Raw genomic sequence first — 20,180 nt, forward strand, 5'->3', positions numbered from 1 at the left:
CGTGGCTGTGGCATAGCATGCCAATTTGTCACTTCCCACAGGCGTTTCCAAGGAGGGCTCGCGATGCACAAGACTGCCGCCGTGCTGCGTCACCGCGAGCTCACGCAGGAGATTTACAACATCGGCGACGAGGTGGCGGAGTACACCGAGCACCTCGCCGAGGCGATCGCGGACTACGACGGGGAGCTCACTGAGGACTGTCTCGCCGAGTTCGTCGAGATCGTCGACGACGCCCGCCAGGACGCCCGCCGCGTCGTCGCTGAGCTGATCGGCCTGCGCCAGGCGCTGACCTCCGGCCGCGCCGCCGGCCACCTGTCCGCTGGCGCGAAACCGGAGGAGCGCATTCCGGAGCCCGAGCTTCTCGACGCCTCCGGCCTGAACGACCTCTTCCCCCTCCAAGCACCGTTCTCGGTGCAGACCATGCAGGACGCGCTGACCGGCCGCACCGACCTGGTGGTGCAGCACCTCGGCGAGATCGTGTCGTATTGCCTGGAGCAGACCGACATGGTCGCCCGGGAGCTCGGCGTGGTGTCGCTGCCGCAGATGTACGCGCGCGTCGGCGAAATCGTCGAGAAGGCCGTGATGGGCTGGGTGGAAACCGTCTGCGTGGACCACCCGGCGTTCGTGCGCACCATGCGCGGGTCCAACCCGCCGGAGTTTTTGGAGGAGCGCGCCCGCATCGACCGGATCGTGGCCAAGGTCGCCGCGAAGCGCTCCCGCCGCGGCGCCTAGCCTTAGGGCCATGGATTCTTTCGGCGTTTACGTCCACGTCCCGTTTTGCGCCACGCGCTGCGGGTACTGCGACTTCAACACCTACACACCCACCGAGGTGGATTCCTCCCACGCCCAGTACTTGGACGCGCTCGAGAAAGAACTCGAGCTCGCCGCCGCCCGCGGCCTGCCCAAAGCCGACACGGTGTTCATCGGCGGCGGCACCCCGTCGCTGCTCGGCGCAGACGGCCTCGCACGCATCCTCGACGCCGTCCGCAACACCTTCGGCCTGAACCCCGGCGCGGAGGTCACCACCGAGTCCAACCCGGAATCCACCAGCCCCGACTACTTCGCCGGCCTGCTGGACGCCGGCTTCACCCGCGTCTCACTCGGCATGCAGTCCGCCTCCACGCCGGTGCTCAAGGTGCTGGACCGCCAGCACACCCCGGGCCGCGCCGTCGCCGCCGCCCGCGAGGCCCGCGCCGCCGGCTTCCAGCATGTGAACCTGGACATGATCTACGGCACCCCCACCGAAACCGACGACGACGTCCGCCGCACCCTCGACGCCATCCTGGCCACGGACGTCGACCACGTCAGCGCCTACTCGCTCATCGTCGAGGACGGCACCGCCATGGCCCGCAAGATCCGCCGCGGCGAGCTGCCGGCGCCACAGGAGGACGTCTACGCCGACCGCTACGAGATCATCGCAGACACCCTCGCCGACCACGGCTATAACTGGTACGAGGTCTCCAACTGGGCCAAACCGGGCGGCGAGTGCCGCCACAACCTCATTTACTGGCGCAACCGTAAGTGGTGGGGCGCAGGCCCGGGCGCGCACAGCTTCATCGCTTCCGAGCGTTTCTTCAACGTCAAGCGCCCCGAAAAGTATGCACAGTTGCTTGCCGACGGCGCGCTGCCCATCCAGGACACTGAACCCATCACGGAAACAGAGGCCCACACCGAGGCAGTCATGCTCGGCCTGCGGCTGAAAGAAGGGATCCCGTCAGATTGGGTCGGGGCGGGGGCACGGGAGGTCGTCGATAGGCATGTGCATGCTGGCTTGCTTCAGGCAGGCGACAGGCTGCGGCTGACCGACAAGGGCCGGCTGCTTGCAGACGGCATCATCACCGATATCCTGGCAGCCGAGTAAGGAGGCGTAATGGGTACTGCGGACCAGCGGCGCCAAGCGGTGCTGCGCGCGATCGTGGCGGACTACATTGCAAGCCAGGAACCGGTGGGGTCGAAATCGCTGGTGGAGCGGCACAAGATGGGGGTGTCCTCGGCGACGATCCGCAACGACATGGCGGTGCTGGAGCAGCAGGGCTACATCTCGCAGACCCACGCCTCGTCCGGCCGCATCCCCACTGAGGCGGGTTACCGCGCGTTCGTGGACGCGCTGCACGACGTCAAGCCGTTGAGCGCCGCCGAACGCCACGCCATTTTGGACTTTTTGGAAAACGGCGTGGACATGGAGGACGTGCTGCACCGCTCCGTGCAGCTGCTCGCGCAGCTGACCAATCAGGCGGCGGTGGTGCAGCTGCCAACGCTGACGGTCTCGCGCGTGAAGCACTGCGAGGTGGTGGAGCTGACCCCGACGCGGCTTTTGCTCGTGCTGATCACGGACGCCGGGCGCGTGGACCAGCGCAACGTGGAACTTTCGGCGCCGATCGGGCCGGACGGGGTGCGCCTGCTTCGCGACCTTTTGAACGAGGCCCTGGTGGGCCAAACCATGCGCGACGCCTCGGAGGCGCTTTCTCGCCTATCGACGAAAGCTCCGCCCCACCTCGCCGACCCCACCTCACGCGCGGCAGAAGTGCTGATCACCACGCTTGTCGACGCCGCGCCGGACCGGCTGATCATCGCCGGCTCGTCGAACCTGGTCGTGCCGTCGGGAGGCTTGCAGGGCGTCATCGACGCGCTTGAGCAGCAGGTGGTGGTGCTGAAACTGCTCGCCGGCGCGCAGGAGCTCGAGCGGGTGAGCGTGCGCATCGGGCGCGAGAACGAGGACGAGGAATTTTCGCGCGCCTCGATTATTACAACAGCGTACGGCTCGGGCGACGAGGCACTCGGCGGCCTCGGGGTAGTGGGTCCGACCCACATGGACTACCCCGGTACCATGCAGAAGGTTGCCACCGTGGCCCGCTACATCAGCCGCATTCTGCGGGGCGAATAGAAGGGAAGTTATGGCTCGCGATTACTACGGCATCCTCGGCGTGGACCGGGAAGCCACCGAGCAGGAGATTAAGAAGGCGTACCGCAAGCTGGCGCGCAAGTACCACCCGGACGTGAACCCGTCCGAGGAGGCCGCCGAGAAGTTCGCGGAGATCGCGGCGGCGCAGGAGGTGCTGCTGGACCCGCAGAAGCGCGCAATCGTCGACCGCGGCGGCGACCCGATGGAGGCCGGCGGCGGCATGGGCGGCGCGGGCGGCTTCGGCGGCGGGGGACTCGGCGACATCTTCGAGGCGTTCTTCGGCGGCGGTGGCGCCCGCCAACCCCGCTCGCGCGTGCAGCCGGGCAACGACGCGCTGCTGCGCACCGCCATCACCCTGGAGGAGGCGTTCGCCGGCACGAAGAAGGACGTCACCGTGGACACCGCTGTGCTGTGCGAGAAGTGCCACGGCACCGGGTCCAAGACCGAGGCGAAGCCGGTGCCCTGCGGCACCTGCGGCGGCGCCGGCCAGGTCCAGGAGATGCAGCAGTCGTTCTTGGGCAACGTCATGACCACCCGCGAGTGCCCCACCTGCCACGGCTACGGCGAAGTGATCAAGGACCCGTGCACCCAGTGCGCCGGCGACGGCCGCGTGCGCGCCACCCGCGATCTGACTGTGAACATCCCGGCCGGCATCAACTCCGGCATGCGCATCCGCATGGCGGACCAGGGCGAGGTCGGCCACGGCGGCGGCCCCGCCGGCGACCTCTACGTGGAGGTGCAGGTCAAACCGCACCCGGTGTTCGTGCGCGAGAACAACGACCTGCACGTGCGCCTGACCGTGCCGATGTACGATGCAGCGCTCGGCACCGAGCTGAGCGTGGACAACCTCGCCGGCGAGAAGACCGTCATCGAGGTGCCCGGCGGCACCCAGCCCGGCGACACCATCCACCTGCAGGGCGAGGGCATGCCGCGGCTGCGCGCCGAGGGCGCCGGCGACATGATCGCCCACGTCCAGGTCACCGTGCCCACCGCCCTGACCAACGACGAGCGCGCCGCGTTGCAGGACCTCCGCGACGGCCACCCGGACAACCCGGAGGTCCACGTCGAGTCCGACGAGCACGGCGAGGGCTTCTTCTCCCGCATGCGCGACCGTTTCCGCCGATGAGCCTGCCGTACTTCCTCACCGACGACCCCGCCGCCGGCACGCTCACCGGCGCCGAAGCCAAGCACGCCCACGTCAAGCGCATCCAACCCGGCGAGCACATCATGCTTATCGACGGCCAAGGGTCCACCGCGCTCACCCGCGTCACGTCGGTGGGGGCTGGTCGGGTTGACGGAGTCGTCGAGAAGCTTCAGTTTGTGCCGCAACCCACGCCGCGGGTGACGGTGGTGCAGGCGGTGCCGAAGGGCGAGCGCGCGGAGCTCGCCGTGGACCTGGCGGTGCAGGCCGGGGCTGATGCGATTGTGCCGTGGATTTCGCACCGCACGATCGCGCGGTGGCCGGCGAACAAGCAGGCCAAGCAGGTGGAGAAGTGGCGCGCGCAGGCGCTTTCCAGCGCGAAGCAGGCGCGGCGCGCGTGGGTGCCGGAGGTGCGCGACCCGGTGACGACGAACCAGCTGTCCGAGCTGCTGCAGGAGCGCCACGCTCTGGTGCTGCACGAGGACGCCACCGACTCCATCCGCGACGTCGACTTCGGCGAGGACGTGTGGCTGATCGTCGGGCCCGAGGGCGGCATCGGCGACGACGAACTGGAAATCCTGGGCGCCCGCCCGGTGAAGCTCGGGCCCGAGGTGCTGCGCACCGCCTCGGCGGCGTTCGCGGGGCTTTGCGCCATCGGGGCGTTGACCTCCCGCTGGTAGGGTTGGCCCCCATGGAAGAAATGGTGACGCGCAAGGTCGAACTCGACTCGGCGTACGCACAGTCCGTCCTGGGAATCAACGATGACAACCTGCGGGTTCTAGAGGACCAGCTCGGGGTGGGCTTCCACGCCCGCGGCACCGAGCTGACCGTCAAGGGGCACGCGGAGCAGGCGGCGCACGCGCTGCGCGTCGTCGAGGAGCTGGAGTCCATGGCGCGCCGCGGTGTGCCGCTGGGGGTGGACACGGTGATCCAGGCGGTGCGCATCATGGAGGCCGAGGCGCCCGGTGCCGTCGCGGACATCCTCGGCGAGGAGATCATCTCGCGCCGCGGCAAGGTCATCCGCCCGAAGACGGCCGGCCAGCGCGCGTACGTCGACGCGATCGACGAGAACACCATCACCTTCGGCATCGGCCCCGCCGGTTCCGGCAAGACGTACCTCGCGGTGGCGAAGGCGGTCCAGGCGCTGCAGAACAAAGAGGTCAAGCGCATCATTTTGACCCGCCCGGCGGTGGAGGCGGGCGAGAAGCTCGGTTTCTTGCCCGGCACGCTCTCGGACAAGATCGACCCGTACTTGCGCCCGTTGTACGACTCGTTGCGCGACATGATGGACCCGGAAGCGATCCCGAAGCTCATCGAGGCCGGCATCATCGAGGTCGCGCCCCTGGCCTACATGCGCGGTCGCACCCTGTCGGACGCGTTTGTCATCCTGGATGAGGCGCAGAACACCACCGGCGCGCAGATGAAGATGTTCCTCACGCGCCTCGGTTTCGGCTCGAAGATGGTGGTCACCGGCGACACCTCCCAGGTGGACTTGCCGCGAGGCACCGTCTCCGGCCTGCGTGTGGCGCGGCGCATCCTCGCGGACATCGACGACATTTCGTTCCAGGAGCTCGGCGCCGGCGACGTGGTGCGCCACCACCTGATTTCGCGCATCGTCGCAGCGTACGACCGTCACGACGCGCAGAACGCCCTGCGCTACGAGAAGCGCCAGCAGGCGATCGAGGCCGAGCGGGAAGCGGAGGCAAACCAGTGAGCATTGAAGTCTTGAATGAGTCCGGCGAGGCGGAGGTCAATGAGCAAATGCTTATCGACGTCGCGTCGTTCGCCATGCGCTCCATGGACGTCCACCCTGAAACCGAAGCCACCATCACGCTCGTGGACGAAGCCACGATGGCTGACCTGCACGTGCGCTGGATGGACCTGGAGGGCCCGACGGACGTGATGAGCTTTCCCATGGACGAGCTCACCCCCGGCGGCGGCCGCCCCGACGCGGACATGCCCGGCCCGGCGATGCTCGGCGACATCATCCTGTGCCCGGCCTACGACCGCAAGCAGGCCGAAATGGCCGGCCACGACCTGGCGCACGAGATGGCGCTGCTCACCGTCCACGGCGTGCTGCACCTTTTGGGCTACGACCACATCGAGCCGAAAGACGAGCGCGAGATGTTCGCGCTGCAGAACGAGATCCTGGCGGACTGGTACGACGACCTTGCCCGCCGCGGCGTGGAGTACCAGCCGAAGCCGACCGGCGCGCACGCCTTCCCATCGGCCGCGGACCGCGACGAGCTGGACAAGCTGATGAAGGGCATCGAGTGACGCTGACCTTCGTCTACGCGGCCGTCACCGTTGCCGCGCTGCTGTTGTCCGGCCTGCTCGGCTCCATCGAGTCCGCGCTCGCCCCGATCTCGCGCGCCCGCGTCGAGGGCATGGTCAAAGACGACACCCCGGGCGCGGAGGCGCTGCTGCGGGTGGTGGATCACCGCGCGAACCACGTCAACACGCTCGTGCTGGTCAAGACCGTGCTGGATGTCGTCGCGTCCGTCACCGCCGCGATGCTCGCGATGGATCTGCTGGACTCCGACGGGTGGGCGATCGCGGTGGCGGTGATCGTCGTCACGCTGCTGCAATTTTCCATCGTCGGGGTGTTCGCGCGCACCGCGGGCAAGCGCAACCCCTACACCATTTCGCTGAAGGCGGCCCAGGGGCTGGGGGTGTTCCAAACGGTGCTCGGGCCCGTCGCAAAGCTGTTGATTTGGGTGGGCAACCTGTTCCACCCCGGCGAGGACTTCCGCGACGGCCCGTACGCCACCGAAATCGAGCTGCGCGAGATGGTCGAGGTCGCGCAGGAAAAGGGCGTGGTGGAAACCACCGAGGGCCGCATGATCCAGAACATCTTCGACCTCGCGTCCAACTACGCGCGCCAGGTCATGGTGCCGCGGCCCGAGATGGTGTGGATCGAAGGCGAGAAAACCGCGCGCCAAGCCACCGCGCTCATGGTGCGTTCCGGCCATTCGCGCGTGCCGGTGATCGGGGAGAGCGTCGACGAGATCGTCGGTATCGCGTACCTGAAGGACATGTTCACCGACCGCGGCACCCCGATCGACCCCGCCACGCTGATTACGGAGTTCATGCGCGAGCCGCTGTTCATCCCGGACTCGAAGCCGCTGGACGTGCTGCTCAAAGAGATGCAGCAGTCGAACACGCACATCGCCATGCTTATCGACGAATACGGCACCGTCGCCGGCCTTTTAACCATGGAGGACCTGCTGGAAGAGATCGTCGGCGAAATCACCGACGAGTACGACGAGGACGAGGAAGCGCCGATCACCGAGGTGGAGCCGCGCGTGTTCCGCGTCCAGGCGCGCCTACCGCTGGATGATTTGGTGGATTACCTCGCCGACAACCTGGACTACGAGCTGGAGTACGCCGAGGACGTCACGGAAAACGTCGACACGGTGGCGGGGCTGTTGTCGTATGAGCTGGGGCGCGTGCCGCTGCCGGGCGCGTCGATTCTGCGCGACGGGGTGCGCTACACCGCCGAGGGCGGCCGCGACCGCCGCGGCCGGGTGAAGACCCGCACCGTGCTCGTCTCGGTGGCGGAGGCCACAGAGCCGCTCCACGGCGATTAGTCCTACTTTTCGGTAGAATTGTGCACGTAAGCAGGTTTCCACCGAGAGGAGCTTCACATGCGCGCTGTACGTTACTACGGCCAGAAGGACATCCGCGTCGAGGACATCGACGCCCCAGAGGCGGGCAAGGGCGAGGTGCTCATCGACATCGCCTGGTGCGGCATCTGCGGTACCGACCTCCACGAGTACCTGGAAGGCCCGATCTTCTGCCCGAAGCCGGGCCACCCGCACCCGATCACCGGCGAGGAGCCGCCGGTCACGCTCGGCCACGAGTTCTCCGGCGTCGTCGCGGCACTGGGCGAGGGCGTGGACGACCTTGAGGTCGGCCAGCATGTCGTCGTCGAGCCGTACGTGCTTCCCGACGATGTCGACCCGAAGGAGCCGGGCCCGTACAACCTCCACCCGGACGTCAACTTCATCGGCCTTGCCGGCGGTGGCGGCGGCCTGTCCGAGAAGATCGCGGTGCAGCGCCGCTGGGTCCACCCGATCAAGAACGACGTGCCGCTGGACGAGGCCGCGCTCATCGAGCCGCTGTCCGTCGCCCACCACGCATTCTCCGCCTCCGAGGCCGGCGAGGGCGACGTGGTTCTGGTCGGCGGTGCTGGCCCGATCGGCGTGCTCACGGCTGCCGTCGCAAAGGCATACGGCTGCACCGTCGTCGTCTCCGAGCTGTCCGAGCTGCGTCGCCAGAAGGCCCTCGACGCCGGCGTCGCAGACCACGCCATCGACCCGTCCAAGCAGGACCTGAAGGAAGAAATCCTGAAGATCACCGACGGCAAGGGCGTCGACGCGGCCTTCGAGGCAACCTCCGTCAACGTCGTGCTCGACCAGCTCGTCGATTGCCTGAAGCTCAAAGGCACCCTGGTCGTCGAGTCCATCTGGTCCAAGAAGGCCGAGCTGGACATCCACGCCGTGGTGATGAAGGAGCTGACCATCCGCGGCATCATTGGCTACGCCCACGACCACGAGCAGACCATCAAGCTCGTCGAGGAGGGCAAGGTCGACCTCAAGCCGTTCATCACCGGCAAGATCGGCTTCGACGGTGTCGTCGACGAGGGCTTCGACACCCTGATCAACCGCAATGAGACCGCCGTGAAGATCCTGGTGTCGCCGGAGCTCTAAAATGCTCGTATGAGCAACATTCTCTCCATCCAGTCCGCTGTCGCGTATGGCCATGTTGGCAACTCGGCAGCGGTCTTTCCTTTGCAGCGCATCGGCCACGAAGTGTGGCCGGTGAACACCGTGAACTACTCCAACCACACCGGCTACGGCGCGTGGGGCGGGCCGATCATTCCGGCCGACGACGTCGCCGCGGTGCTGAGCGGCATCCGCGACCGCGGCGCATTCCCGCTCATCGACGGCATCCTCACCGGCTACCAGGCTTCCCCCGAAATCGCCGACGTGATCGTCGGCACCGTGCGCGACATCAAGGCGGAGAACCCGGACGCTATCTACACTTGCGACCCGGTGATGGGTTCGGCGACATCCGGCTGCTTCGTCGCAGATTCGATCCCGCCGCTGTTCCGCTCAACGATCGTGCCGGCCGCCGACATCATCACCCCGAACCAGTTCGAGCTGGGGTACCTGACCGAGCGCGACGTTACCGACCTCGATTCCACCCTCGCCGCCGTCGACGCCGCCCGCGAGATGGGCCCGTCCACCGTGCTGGTCACCTCGGTAAAGCGCCCGGAGACGCCTGAGGACGCCATCGAGATGATCGCCGTCGACGACCACGGCAAGTGGATCGTGCGCACCCCGCGCCTGCCGTTTAAACGCAACGGCTCCGGCGACGTCACCGCGGCGCTGTTCACCGGGCACTACCTCCGCGGCCGCGACGCGAAGGACGCGCTGGCCAAGACGGCGTCGTCTGTGTTCGACCTGCTGCGCGTGACCCTCGAGGCAGACTCGCAGGAGCTCAAGCTCGTCGAGGCGCAGGACTACTACGCCAACCCGCAGCTCCAGTTCGAGGTCGAGGCCCTCTAACCGTTTTCAGGCATGCCGATGTGCCCGCCCTTTTGGGGCGGGTTTTCGGTGTGTGGTTAGTCGAAGAGCAGTTCCATCGCGCCCGGGGTGGTCATTGGGACGCGTGTGCCGTTGGGTGCGACCCAGTGGATGCGGGCGTTGGGGTTGTCGATGTAGCCGAACGGGCCTTGCCTGTTGTCGGCGTTGACCCCGTTGTGGAAGGGGCACAGTTCGGCGAGGTTGTCCATGTTGGTCATTCCCCCGTAGCGCCACGCGTTGATGTGGTGTGTTTGGGTGGTCTCGGCGGAGTGTTTGCAGTCCGGAAACGCACACGCCGGGCAGAGCAGCTTCGACATGACTTTCTGCTTCGGGTTGGCGCAGCGCTTACCGTAGTACAGGTTGACGGGGCCTTCCTGGGGGTGGAACGCGGCGACTTCGAGTATGTCGCCGAATTCGTGCTCCATGTATTCGGCGCCTGTCATGGTGGTGCCGTCGGTGCAGATGAGCGTGACTTCGTCTGCGTGGCCTGATTGGATGCGGGCCCAGTCGGCGATCGGCACGAGAATGATCGGCCGGAAGTTCGCCTTCGGTACCCCTTTGCCGTCGCGCAGGATCCCGATGAGGGTGTGGGCCATTTGGGCGGCTGCGGGGTCGTCGGCGTCGATGAGTTGTCGCAGCAGGTGCTCCAAATCGGCGAGGTCGCGCTCGTTGTAGGTCAGGATCATGGTGCGCATCCCTGCCTTCGAGCGGGAAAACTTGCACGAGGGTGGGGCTGGTTTGACGGGTTGTTTGATCAGCCGTTTGATGCGCTTGGTCAACGCCCTGTACGAGCCGCGGTGGCGCACCAAATCCAACCTAATGCGCCAGCGTTCGGCGGCGCCTTCGACGGCGAGCAACTTTTTCTCGATGTGCACGAGTTGGTCCACAGGTAACCCCTCGGCGGCGGCGAGTGCGTCGCGTTGTTTGCGGGTGAACTGGGTCGGGCCGTAATACGCGTGGTGCACCCGCGCCAGGTCGCGTACGCGGCTGGTGGATAGGCCGGCGGCCATAGCTACGTCGCGGTCGAAGTCGGCGAGCACAGAAACGCCTGCGGAAACAAAGTCGGTGAAGTTCATGGCCCGAAAGCTAAGCCAGCGCAACCCCCAACACCAGACCCAAATCAAAATCTGTGGATAACCCCCGCCAAAAGCCCCCGCCGCAACACAGTTGTCCACAGCGAAACCACTCAGGGGTTGACAGGTAGAATCCCAGGCCATGAACGACTTCCCCGATTTCCCGGACGATCTGCCCGCAGAGGCCAGCGCGAACGATTTCGAGCGCGCCGACGCCGGCGGCTTCACTGACACCCCGGAGGGCTTCAGGTCGGGGTTCGTCAGTTTTGTGGGCCGCCCGAACACCGGTAAGTCCACGCTGACGAACGCGCTGGTGGGGGAGAAGATCGCGATTATGGCGGATCAGCCGGAGACGACCCGTCACCCGATCCGCGGCGTGATCAATCGCCCCGACGCCCAGGTCATCGTGGTGGACACCCCGGGCATCCACCGCCCGCGCACGCTGCTGGGCGAGCGTCTCAACGACGTGGTCAAGGACACCTTCGCCGACGTGGACGTCATCGGTTTCACGGTCCCTGCGGACGAGAAGATCGGCCCCGGCGACCGCTACATCCTGGAGCAGATCCGCGAAACCAAGCCGAACACACCGATCGTGGGCATCGTGACCAAGCTGGACAAGACCGGCAAGGACACGGTCGGCGAGCGCCTGCTGGAGCTGCACGAGCTGCTGGGCCAGGACGCGGAGCTGGTGCCGGTGTCGGCCACCCAGCAGGTGCAAATCGACACGCTGCTTGACGTGCTCGTCGATAAGCTCCCGCAAGGCCCGCGTTTCTACCCCGAGGACCACACCACGGACGAGGACACGGAGACGCGCATCGCGGAGCTCATCCGCGAGGAAGCGCTGCGGGGGCTTCGCGACGAGCTGCCGCACTCCGTCGCCGTCCAAATTGACGAGATGATCCAGGAGGACCGCCGCGTCAAAATTTACGCCGTGCTCTACCTGGAGCGCCCGGGCCAAAAACGCATCATCGAGGGCCCGGACGGACGGCGCTTAAGCGGCATCGTGCACCGCGCCCGCAAGCAGATCATCGAGCTGACCGGGCAAAACGTCTACCTGGACGTGCGCGTCAAAGTGCTGAAGAACTGGCAGCAGGACCCGAAGGCGCTGGGCCGGCTTGGCTTCTAAAGCCCCGCGCCCGAACTGGCGCGACCGCGCGTTCGTGGTGCGCACCTACGATTTTGGGGAGGCGGACCGGGTGGTCGTCCTGCTCACAAAGAACCACGGACTTATCCGCGGCGTGGCCAAGGGGGTGCGCAAGGCGAAGAGCCGCTTCGGCTCACGGCTGCAGCCGTTCGTGGAGGTCGACGCGCTGATCTACCCGGGCCGAGGCCTCTCGACGATCGCTTCCGCCGACACCGTCACCTACTACGGCGCCCGCATCATCGACGACTTCGACCGCTACGCCGCCGCCTGCGCCGTGATGGAGACGGCGGAAAAGCTCAGCTTCGAAGAAGCGGACCCCACCCTGTTCGCCCTGGTTCAGGACGCGCTGCGCAACCTGCAAACGGAGCAGCACCCCACGATGGTCCTCGACGCGTTCATCCTGCAGGCCACCGAGCACGCCGGCTGGGGTTTAAGCCTCTTCAACTGCGCGAACTGCGGGGTACCCGGCCCGCACAAGGCGTTCAACGCCACGGTCGGCGGGGCGGTGTGCAACAACTGCCGCCCGCCGGGCTCCATGGACGTCCACCCCGAAACGTTGCACGAGATGTGGCTGATGGAGAGGGGCAGCGAAGTGCCGTCGATACGCGTGGCGCAGATTCACCGCGCAACCGTCGCGCACCTGCAATTCAACCTGGAGACCGGGCTGAAAAGCTTCAAGATTATGGAGCAGGCATAATTGACGCCCATGGGCGCACCGAGAATTGACACGAAGTTCATCCCGAAGCACATCGCGCTGGTGATGGACGGCAACGGCCGTTGGGCGCAAAGCCGCGGCCTCAAGCGCACCGAGGGGCACAAGGTGGGTGAGGAGAAGCTCATGGAGGCCGTCGACGCGTGCATCGAGCTCGGCGGCGTCGAATGGCTCTCGGCGTACGCGTTCTCCACGGAAAATTGGAAGCGCTCGCCTTCCGAGGTGCACTTTCTCATGAACTTCACGCGCGAGGTGCTGCGCCGCCAGCGCGACGAGCTGCACGCCAAAAACGTGCGCGTGGTGTGGTGCGGGCGCCGCCCGAAGCTGTGGGGCAGCGTCATCGAGGAACTCGAGGTCGCCGAGGAGCTGACCAAAAACAACACCGGCCTCACGCTTGCCATGTGCGTCAACTACGGCGGGCGTGCGGAGATCACAGATGCGGTGCAAAAGCTTATCGACGCTCACGTGTCCACCGTCGACGAAAAAACCATCGCCCGCTACCTGTACCGCGCGGACATGCCGGACGTGGACCTGTTTCTGCGCCCGTCGGGGGAGCAGCGCACGTCGAACTTCCTCATCTGGCAGTCGGCGTACGCGGAGATGGTGTACCAGGACGTGCTGTTCCCGGACTTCACCAAGGAAGACCTCTGGGACGCGGTGCTCGAGTACGCCAAGCGCGACCGCCGTTTCGGCGGCGCGGTGGACAAGTTCGCTAACTAGCGCTTGGCCTGGCAGGCGCGGCACACGCCGTAGATTTCGGCGTCGTGGCCGACCAGCTCGTAGCCGTAGTGCGAGGCGATGACCTCGGCCCACTTCTCCACGGGCCCGCCCTCGATTTCCTCGCTGCGGCCGCACTCGGTGCACACCAGGTGGTGATGGTGGTGGCCGGATAAGCAGTCGCGGTAGAGGGTCTCGCCGTCGGGGGACTGCAGCACGTCCACGGCGTTGACCTCGGCAAGCGATTGCAGGGTGCGGTAGACGGTGGTGAGGCCGACGGACGCGCCGTCGGCAAGCAATTGCTCATGGATGGTTTTCGCGGACGCGAACTTGTCCAGCCCCCGCAACGTCTCCACGACGGCGGCGCGCTGGCGCGTCATTCGCGGGCCCAGCTTGGGCACGGGGCGGGATTGCGCCCGGCGGTTCGTTTGCGTCATACCATTGCAGTCTAGCTAGTCGCGCACAGGCTTTGGCGTCTGCGGGGCGAGGCCGGGATCCACTTCAGGACGCACCGTGGCAGGCGGGTCGACGATCGCCGCGCCGCTCGAGCCGCTGGCATGGCCGATGTCACGGTTGCGCCTGCGTTTGCGCAGCTGCGCCAGCTCGTCCTGCGCCTCGGTGAGCTTCTCCAGCGACGCCAGCTCGTGGATGATGCCGATGATGTCCGGCTGGTCCAGCGCGTAGAGCACCTCGCGGCCCTTGCGCGACGACGACACCAGGCCCGCCGAACGCAGCACCCGCAAGTGCTGGGAAATCAGCGGCTGCGACTTCTCCAACTCGTTGACCAGCTGGTGGACGACCTTCTCTTCCTCGGCCAGAAGCAGCAGAATCTCCAGCCGGGTTTTCGAGTCCAACACTTTGACGAGCGCGGCAGTGCGGTCCACGTCCTCGTCCGCCAGCTTTGGAAGGTCCGCCAAAACGTAACGTTCGCTCACGGCGTCCCCTTTCCTCAGCGCCAATGGGAAACAGATGATTCGTTCAGAATACAAGAATGCCTAAACAGAGTGGGACTTATGTCCAAACTGGGCGGGTGACCGGAGGCGTCGTAAGGCGGGCTATGCTGTTTTGCGTACTTTGCACGCACTTTCCCACCAGGAGATGTTGATGCCCGCATCAAAGATTGAGACCGTCGTTAACCTGTGCAAGCGCCGCGGACTGGTGTACCCGGCCGGCGAGATTTACGGCGGAACCCGCTCCGCGTGGGACTACGGCCCGCTCGGCGTGGAGCTGAAAGAAAACCTCAAGCGCCAGTGGTGGAAGCACATGGTGCAGTCCCGCCGCGACACCGTCGGTGTGGACACCTCCGTCATCCTGCCCACCCGCGTGTGGGAGGCCTCCGGCCACGTCGAGGTGTTCACCGACCCGCTCGTGGAGTCGCTGTACACCCACAAGCGCTACCGCGCCGACGACCTCCTCGAAGCCTACGAGGAGAAGCACGGCCACCCGCCGGCAAACGGCCTCGCGGACATCAACGACCCGGAAACCGGCCAGCCCGGCAACTGGACCGAGCCGAAGTCGTTCTCCGGCCTGATGAAGACCTACCTGGGCCCCGTGGACGACAAGGAAGGCCTGCACTACCTGCGCCCGGAGACCGCGCAGGGCATTTTCGTGAACTTCAAGAACGTGATGACGTCGTCACGCATGAAGCCCCCGTTCGGCATCGCGAACACCGGCAAGAGCTTCCGCAACGAGATCACCCCGGGCAACTTCATCTTCCGCACCCGCGAGTTCGAGCAGATGGAGATGGAATTCTTTGTCAAGCCCGGCGAGGACGAGAAGTGGCACGAGTACTGGATTGACAACCGCTACAACTGGTACGTCGACCTGGGCATCAACCCGGACAACCTGCGCCTCTACGAGCACCCGCAGGAGAAGCTTTCCCACTACTCCAAGCGCACCGTGGACATTGAGTACGCCTTCGGCTTCACCGGCTCCAAGTGGGGCGAGCTCGAGGGCGTGGCCAACCGCACCGACTATGACCTGAAGACCCACGCCGAGGCCTCCGGCGAGGACCTGAGCTACTTCGACCAGGAGAACAACGAGCGCTGGATCCCGTACTGCATCGAGCCGGCCGCAGGCCTGGGCCGCGCGATGATGGCGTTCCTCATCGACGCCTACGACGAGGAAGAAGCCCCCAACGCCAAGGGCGGCACCGACACCCGCGTCGTGCTGCGCCTGGACCGCCGCCTCGCCCCGGTGAAGGTGGCCGTGCTGCCGCTGTCGAAGAAGCCGGAACTGTCCGGCCCGGCCGAGGAGCTCGCGGCGAAGCTGCGCCAGCACTGGAACGTCGACTTTGACACCTCCGGCGCGATCGGCCGCCGCTACCGCCGCCAGGATGAGACTGGCACCCCGTTCTGCGTCACCTACGACTTCGACACCCTGGAAGACCAAGCCGTCACCGTGCGCGAGCGCGACACGATGGAGCAGGAACGCGTGCCGCTGGCGGAGCTGGAGTCTTACCTGGCCGCCCGCCTGATCGGCTGCTAGATTCTCGCTCATGCATTATGTGAGCTGGGATCGCTCGAACCGGGACGCGCCGAAGCTTTTGGCGGAGGACGGCCCGGACGTCCTCGGCGTGTTCGAGCACGACCGCGCGATTGTGTGCGGCCAGAGCTGGGATCTGACGGCGCACGCCGAGTCGGGCGCACTGGCCACGTGCGGCGGTGAGGAGATCGTGCGCACCTCCGACAGTTTGAAGCGCGCCAAGCGCATCGACGCTGTCGTGGACGGCACCTCCTTCGCCCTGATCCCGGAGACGTCCAAGAACTGGGTGGTCGAAGGCCCGGACGGCGAGAAAGTCGCCCAGTTCACGCAGGACCACAACGGGGTGCGCAAGGCCATCCTCGAGTTCGAGGGGGAGACCCATCTGTCGCCCGTGCAGGTTGCCGGCCTGGCGTGGCTGTCGCGCTGCGTGCTGGAGGCCCGCAAGATGGCCAATTCCACCGCGTTGATTGCCACGCTGGTGTTCCTGTCGCTGTTTGTCGTGGTGGTGGCAGTGCTGTGATTTGGCAGGGAGCTTCGCTTATCGACGACCAAAGGTCCATCGCCGAATCCACCCCCGACACCGTCACGGTGTTTGCCGGCGCTTCCCCTCGCGCCGCAACCTCGGACACAGCCACCGTGCTTCGCATCACGTCCGATAACCCGGCGAAGTTCCGCGCCTTCGACATCGCGACGTCGGATGAATACCTGCTGCGCAAGGCTGGGTTTACGGTGTCGCGCTACGCCGCGGACTGCGCCGGCCGCCGCTACACCTTGAACCGCTCGGGCTTTGACCTGCTGTCGGGCGCGATCACCCCGAAGCGCGAGATCCGCGACGGCGCCGGCGAGCTCATCGCCGTGACCCGGGGCTTCCCGTCCGGCGAGCTGGGCGTCGACGTGGCGGAGCCGACCCTTCGCGCCGACGGGTTCGACGAGATCCAGCTCGTGGACCTCGCCTTCATGTCCTGGGCGCTGACCTTCGTCGACGCGCCCGCCCGCCGCACGCGCTACTGAGCACCCCCGCGGCGCCGCCTAGAAGGTGCCGCCGCGGTTGGAGGGGCGCCCGCCGGAGAAGCCGCCGCCCCCGCCGAAACCGCCTCCGCCACCGAAGCCTCCGCCGCCACCGCCGAAACCGCCGGAGAGCACCGAGCCCCACAGCACGGCGCTGGCCAGCGAGTCGGCGGTCTGGCGGTTGCGCTGGGCCTGGTAGCGGCGCAGGTCGTCGTTCGCGGCGGCCTCGGCACGGCGCGCGGTGGCGGTGGCGGCACGTGCGGCGTCGATGCCGGCGCGGGTGTCGCGCACGCGCAGCTGGTGGGCCTGCGCGTACTGGCGCTTCGCCTCCGCCAGCAGGGTGCGCGCGTGCGAGCCGATGATGCGGCCGCGCGACAGGATCAGGTCCTCGGCGCGCTGGATTTGGGCGCCGGCGACTTGCATTTGCTGGTCGAAAAGCTGCAGCGCGCGGGACTGGTCGCCGGCGATGCCCTTCGCGCGGTCCAGCGCGGCGTCGATTTCGGCGTCCATGCTGGTCAGCTCCTGGTACAGGGCCAGCGGGTCGGACTGGTCGCGGTCGCCGATTTCGCCCAGCATGCGTTGGGCCTTGGCGGCAACGGTGTCGAGCGAAGTGACGTCGATACGCGCGCCCTGTGCACGAGCACCCTTGACCTGCTCGATTTCGCGCAGCTCGCCGCGTATCTCGTCGATCAGCGCGGGCAGGTTGGCCTTCGCGGCGCGGATGTTGTCCTCTGCGTGCTCGATGGCGGCGAGGTTGGTGTCGGAGACGTTCACGGCGCGGGTCGCGGAAGCCAGCGTGTCCAAAAGCGCGCCCTGGCGCCCGGCCGGCTTGTCGGCAAGCGTGCGCGCTTCGCCGAGGGCCTTTTCCGCCTCGTCCAACGACGCTTCGGCCAGGTCCACGTTGTCCACGATGGACTCCAGAATCTGCGCCGGGTACTCGCCCTGCAGCTGCGCCAACGTCGCTCGCGCGGGCTCCAGGCGCGCCCGGATGTCCACGGTGCGCGCGAGGACCTTCTCCACCTCTTCGGGCGCGCGCATGAGCACGCCGCGCATCTCGTTGAACTCGGTCGTCTTGTCGCGCAGCGCCTGCTCCGCGCGGCCGGACGAGGAGATGATGTCCACCAGCATCGCGCGTTTTTCGGGTTCGGTTTCGGGGATGGCGTCGTAAAGCTTTTGGTGCGTGGCAAACGCGCGCTGCAGGGTGGTGGTGGCCTCGTTCATCGCGGAGGTGAACGGGCGCACGCGGTCCGCGCCGAACTCGGCGGTGGCCAGCTCGAGCTCCTGTTTGCCCTGGGTAATCGAGTCGTCGGCGGAGACCAGCGCGTCGCGCGCGACCTCCTCCAGCGTCGGCGTGGGCAGGCGTCCCAGCGAGTCGGTGTCCGCCGGGTCGAGGGCCTTCGCGGACTCGATCTGTTTGGCCTGCTGTTTCTTCGAGCCCTTGCGCGTCGCCGCGTACACGCCGCCGCCCGCCAGCGCCGCGACACCTAGGCCGCCCGCGAGCCAGCCTGCGCCATCGCCTGACGACGAGCTCCCGCCCGCCACCGCATTCACCGCATTCAACGCGGCCGAAGACCAGTTCATCTCGGACAGCTGGGCGTGCGCGGCGGAGTTCATGCGGTCGATCTCGGACTGGGTCCACTCCTCGCCGCCGCCGACGTTATACAGCCGCTCATCCGGCGAGATCGCCAGCACGGCGGTGTTGGAGCCGTTCGCAGCGACGGCCTTGTCCACCCATTCGGGCGGGGTGTACTGCCCGAAGGAGCGCAGGAACACCACGCGCACGGACTTGCCCTGGGTCTTGCTGACCTCCTGGATCGCGCCTTCGATCTCGGCCAGTTCGTCGGCGGAGAGCACTGCGGCGTCGTCGGTCACCGGCTGCGTCAGCCGCCCCGGCTCGAGGGATGCCTTGGTGGCGGTTGCTTGGGCCTGGATGAGGGTGGGCGGAGCTTCCGTCGCAAAGCTGGGTGCGGCGGCGACAAAAAGGCCGCCGGACACGGCGAGGATGCGCAAGTAACGGCTAGTCATGCCGACTAGGGTAGCGCGACGTGTACGTTTACAACGCCGCCGATACGCAGCGCCGCGCCGACGAGGCGCCGAAGGGCGCGCAACTCGCCCCGGATTCACGCGGGGATTTCGCCCGCGACCGCGCCCGCGTGCTGCACTCCGCGGCGCTGCGGCGCCTCGCCGACAAGACGCAGGTGGTCGGCCCCCGCGACGGTGACACCCCGCGCACGCGCCTGACGCACTCGCTGGAGGTCGCGCAGATCTCGCGCGGCATCGGCGAGGGCCTGGGCTTGAGCCCCGATCTGTGCGAGATGGCCGGGCTCACCCACGACATCGGGCACCCGCCGTACGGCCACAACGGCGAAGTCGCGCTCAACGAGGTCGCACCCTGCGGCTTCGAGGGCAACGCGCAGACGTTGCGGATCCTTGCGCGCCTGGAGCCCAAAGTGCTTATCGACGGCACGTCCTTCGGCCTCAACCTCACCCGCGCATCATTGGACGCGGCCGTGAAGTACCCGCTGACGCGCACGAACGCGGACGGTTCGGTGAACCGGAAGTACTCGGCCTACGACGAGGACGCTGGCGTGTTGGCGTGGCTGCGCGAGGGGCATACCGATGGGGCACCGCCGATGGAGGCGCAGGTGATGGACTTTTCCGACGACATCGCCTACTCCGTCCACGATGTCGAAGACGGCATCGTCTCCGGGCGCGTGTCCCTGCGCGTGCTGTGGGACTTCGTCGAACTCGCCGCGTTGGCCGAGAAGGGCGCGGACGCGTTCGGCGGCGACGCCGATTCGCTTGTGGACGCCGCCGATCGGTTGCGCTCCCTGCCCGCCATCGCCGCGGCCGCCGAGTTCGACTACACGCTTAGCGCGTGGGCCGGCCTGAAGGCGTTGACGTCGCAGCTGGTGGGACGTTACGTCGGCGCCGTCACCCGCGCCACCCGCGAGGACGATGGCAACCGCGCCCTCGCGGACGCGCCTGGCGCTGCGACCTCCGGCGCGCCTGGCCTCGGCTTGGGCCGCCAGCACGGGCGCCTCGTCGTCCCACCGGACGTGGAGGCCGAGGTCCGCCTGCTCAAGACCGTCGCCGTGCTGTATGTAATGGACCAGCCGTCGCACCAGGCGCGCCAGGACCGGCAGCGCGACCGCATCTACCGCGTCCACGAGTACCTCCGCGCCGGCGCGCCGGGCAGCCTGGACACGATGTTCCAGGCGTGGTTCATCGCCGCCGAGACGGACCTGGAGCGCGAGCGCGTGATCGTGGACCAGATCGCGTCCATGACCGAGTCGCGCTTGGAGCGCACCGCTAAAAAGGCCGCCGCCTTCGAGGGGTACTTCTAGTAAGGTAGGCGCTGTAATCCCCTCCCGTAGTGGTCCCCCGTTTTAACGGCATGGCTGTGGA

General features: G+C 67.0%; 21 protein-coding genes. 17 read left to right on the top strand and 4 right to left on the bottom strand.

Annotated elements, in window-relative coordinates:
• The first annotated feature begins 63 nt into the window (after window positions 1-63).
• Genes ACF3NP_RS01345 through pdxY form a run of 10 tightly spaced genes read left to right on the top strand, consistent with a single transcriptional unit; the run spans window position 64 to window position 9,616 of the window.
• A complete protein-coding gene (locus ACF3NP_RS01345; protein ID WP_181888887.1) occupies window positions 64-732 on the top strand; it encodes a hypothetical protein in 669 nt (222 codons plus the stop codon).
• Window positions 733-742: 10 nt separating this feature from the next.
• Complete coding sequence (gene hemW / locus ACF3NP_RS01350) at window positions 743-1,861, top strand: radical SAM family heme chaperone HemW (RefSeq protein ID WP_392398851.1); 1,119 nt, start codon at window positions 743-745, stop codon at window positions 1,859-1,861.
• A gap of 9 nt (window positions 1,862-1,870) precedes the next feature.
• Entirely contained in the window at window positions 1,871-2,884 is a 1,014-nt protein-coding gene (gene hrcA / locus ACF3NP_RS01355; RefSeq protein ID WP_181888885.1) for a heat-inducible transcriptional repressor HrcA, read from the top strand.
• Between the two features lie 10 nt (window positions 2,885-2,894).
• Window positions 2,895-4,028 carry a molecular chaperone DnaJ gene (gene dnaJ, locus ACF3NP_RS01360; protein WP_181888884.1) on the top strand — a complete coding sequence of 378 codons (1,134 nt, stop codon included), beginning with the start codon at window positions 2,895-2,897 and terminating at the stop codon, window positions 4,026-4,028.
• Entirely contained in the window at window positions 4,025-4,723 is a 699-nt protein-coding gene (locus ACF3NP_RS01365) for a 16S rRNA (uracil(1498)-N(3))-methyltransferase (protein WP_181888883.1), read from the top strand. Before dnaJ ends, ACF3NP_RS01365 begins: the two co-directional genes overlap by 4 nt.
• 11 nt (window positions 4,724-4,734) lie before the next feature.
• A complete protein-coding gene (locus ACF3NP_RS01370; RefSeq protein WP_181888882.1) occupies window positions 4,735-5,757 on the top strand; it encodes a PhoH family protein in 1,023 nt (340 codons plus the stop codon).
• Complete coding sequence (gene ybeY, locus ACF3NP_RS01375; protein ID WP_181888881.1) at window positions 5,754-6,320, top strand: rRNA maturation RNase YbeY; 567 nt, start codon at window positions 5,754-5,756, stop codon at window positions 6,318-6,320. Before ACF3NP_RS01370 ends, ybeY begins: the two co-directional genes overlap by 4 nt.
• Entirely contained in the window at window positions 6,317-7,633 is a 1,317-nt protein-coding gene (locus ACF3NP_RS01380; protein WP_181888880.1) for a CNNM domain-containing protein, read from the top strand. Before ybeY ends, ACF3NP_RS01380 begins: the two co-directional genes overlap by 4 nt.
• Window positions 7,634-7,690: 57 nt before the next feature.
• Window positions 7,691-8,755 carry a 2,3-butanediol dehydrogenase gene (locus ACF3NP_RS01385; protein WP_181888879.1) on the top strand — a complete coding sequence of 355 codons (1,065 nt, stop codon included), beginning with the start codon at window positions 7,691-7,693 and terminating at the stop codon, window positions 8,753-8,755.
• Window positions 8,756-8,764: 9 nt separating this feature from the next.
• Entirely contained in the window at window positions 8,765-9,616 is an 852-nt protein-coding gene (gene pdxY, locus ACF3NP_RS01390; RefSeq protein ID WP_181888878.1) for a pyridoxal kinase PdxY, read from the top strand.
• 56 nt (window positions 9,617-9,672) lie between these two features.
• On the opposite strand, the gene ACF3NP_RS01395 is transcribed toward pdxY, so the two are convergent.
• On the bottom strand, window positions 9,673-10,710 hold the full coding sequence (locus tag ACF3NP_RS01395; RefSeq protein WP_181888877.1) for an HNH endonuclease signature motif containing protein: 1,038 nt from the start codon (window positions 10,708-10,710) through the stop codon (window positions 9,673-9,675).
• A 139-nt stretch (window positions 10,711-10,849) separates the two neighbouring features.
• Here ACF3NP_RS01395 and era point away from each other — a divergent pair, with 139 nt between their 5' ends.
• From era to ACF3NP_RS01410, 3 genes are read left to right on the top strand one after another with little or no spacing between them, the layout of a single operon-like run.
• Window positions 10,850-11,833, top strand: a complete 984-nt coding sequence (era, locus tag ACF3NP_RS01400) for a GTPase Era (RefSeq protein ID WP_181888876.1) — start codon at window positions 10,850-10,852, stop codon at window positions 11,831-11,833.
• Entirely contained in the window at window positions 11,823-12,548 is a 726-nt protein-coding gene (gene recO, locus ACF3NP_RS01405) for a DNA repair protein RecO (protein WP_181888875.1), read from the top strand. Before era ends, recO begins: the two co-directional genes overlap by 11 nt.
• A 9-nt stretch (window positions 12,549-12,557) precedes the next feature.
• Window positions 12,558-13,283 (top strand): isoprenyl transferase, encoded by a 726-nt coding sequence (locus ACF3NP_RS01410; RefSeq protein ID WP_181888874.1) that lies wholly within the window; start codon window positions 12,558-12,560, stop codon window positions 13,281-13,283.
• Here ACF3NP_RS01410 and ACF3NP_RS01415 read toward each other — a convergent pair.
• Together ACF3NP_RS01415 and ACF3NP_RS01420 are read right to left on the bottom strand one after the other, a co-directional pair.
• The gene (locus tag ACF3NP_RS01415) at window positions 13,280-13,717 is read right to left on the bottom strand and encodes a Fur family transcriptional regulator (RefSeq protein WP_181888873.1); all 438 of its coding nucleotides are present in this window, start codon (window positions 13,715-13,717) and stop codon (window positions 13,280-13,282) included. The genes ACF3NP_RS01410 and ACF3NP_RS01415 overlap by 4 nt on opposite strands.
• Before the next feature lie 15 nt (window positions 13,718-13,732).
• Window positions 13,733-14,215 (bottom strand): ArsR/SmtB family transcription factor, encoded by a 483-nt coding sequence (locus ACF3NP_RS01420; protein ID WP_338026601.1) that lies wholly within the window; start codon window positions 14,213-14,215, stop codon window positions 13,733-13,735.
• Between the two features lie 169 nt (window positions 14,216-14,384).
• On the opposite strand from ACF3NP_RS01420, the gene ACF3NP_RS01425 reads away from it, so the two are divergent.
• The 3 genes from ACF3NP_RS01425 to ACF3NP_RS01435 are packed head-to-tail and all read left to right on the top strand — an operon-like array spanning window position 14,385 to window position 16,775.
• Window positions 14,385-15,767, top strand: coding sequence for a glycine--tRNA ligase (locus ACF3NP_RS01425; RefSeq protein WP_181888872.1), 1,383 nt, complete (start codon window positions 14,385-14,387; stop codon window positions 15,765-15,767).
• 10 nt (window positions 15,768-15,777) lie between these two features.
• Window positions 15,778-16,284: a hypothetical protein gene (locus ACF3NP_RS01430; protein WP_181888871.1), complete on the top strand. Its 507-nt coding sequence runs from the start codon at window positions 15,778-15,780 to the stop codon at window positions 16,282-16,284.
• Window positions 16,281-16,775, top strand: coding sequence for a hypothetical protein (locus ACF3NP_RS01435; protein WP_181888870.1), 495 nt, complete (start codon window positions 16,281-16,283; stop codon window positions 16,773-16,775). The genes ACF3NP_RS01430 and ACF3NP_RS01435 overlap by 4 nt, the downstream gene beginning before the upstream one ends.
• Before the next feature lie 18 nt (window positions 16,776-16,793).
• Here the strand turns inward: ACF3NP_RS01435 and ACF3NP_RS01440 are convergent, their stop codons facing one another.
• The gene (locus ACF3NP_RS01440; RefSeq protein WP_181888869.1) at window positions 16,794-18,797 is read right to left on the bottom strand and encodes a TPM domain-containing protein; all 2,004 of its coding nucleotides are present in this window, start codon (window positions 18,795-18,797) and stop codon (window positions 16,794-16,796) included.
• Between the two features lie 20 nt (window positions 18,798-18,817).
• On the opposite strand from ACF3NP_RS01440, the gene ACF3NP_RS01445 reads away from it, so the two are divergent.
• Window positions 18,818-20,119, top strand: coding sequence for a deoxyguanosinetriphosphate triphosphohydrolase (locus tag ACF3NP_RS01445; protein WP_181888868.1), 1,302 nt, complete (start codon window positions 18,818-18,820; stop codon window positions 20,117-20,119).
• Window positions 20,120-20,180 lie beyond the last annotated feature (61 nt).

It is taken from the genome of Corynebacterium lehmanniae (assembly GCF_043161975.1).
Lineage (GTDB): Bacteria > Actinomycetota > Actinomycetes > Mycobacteriales > Mycobacteriaceae > Corynebacterium > Corynebacterium lehmanniae.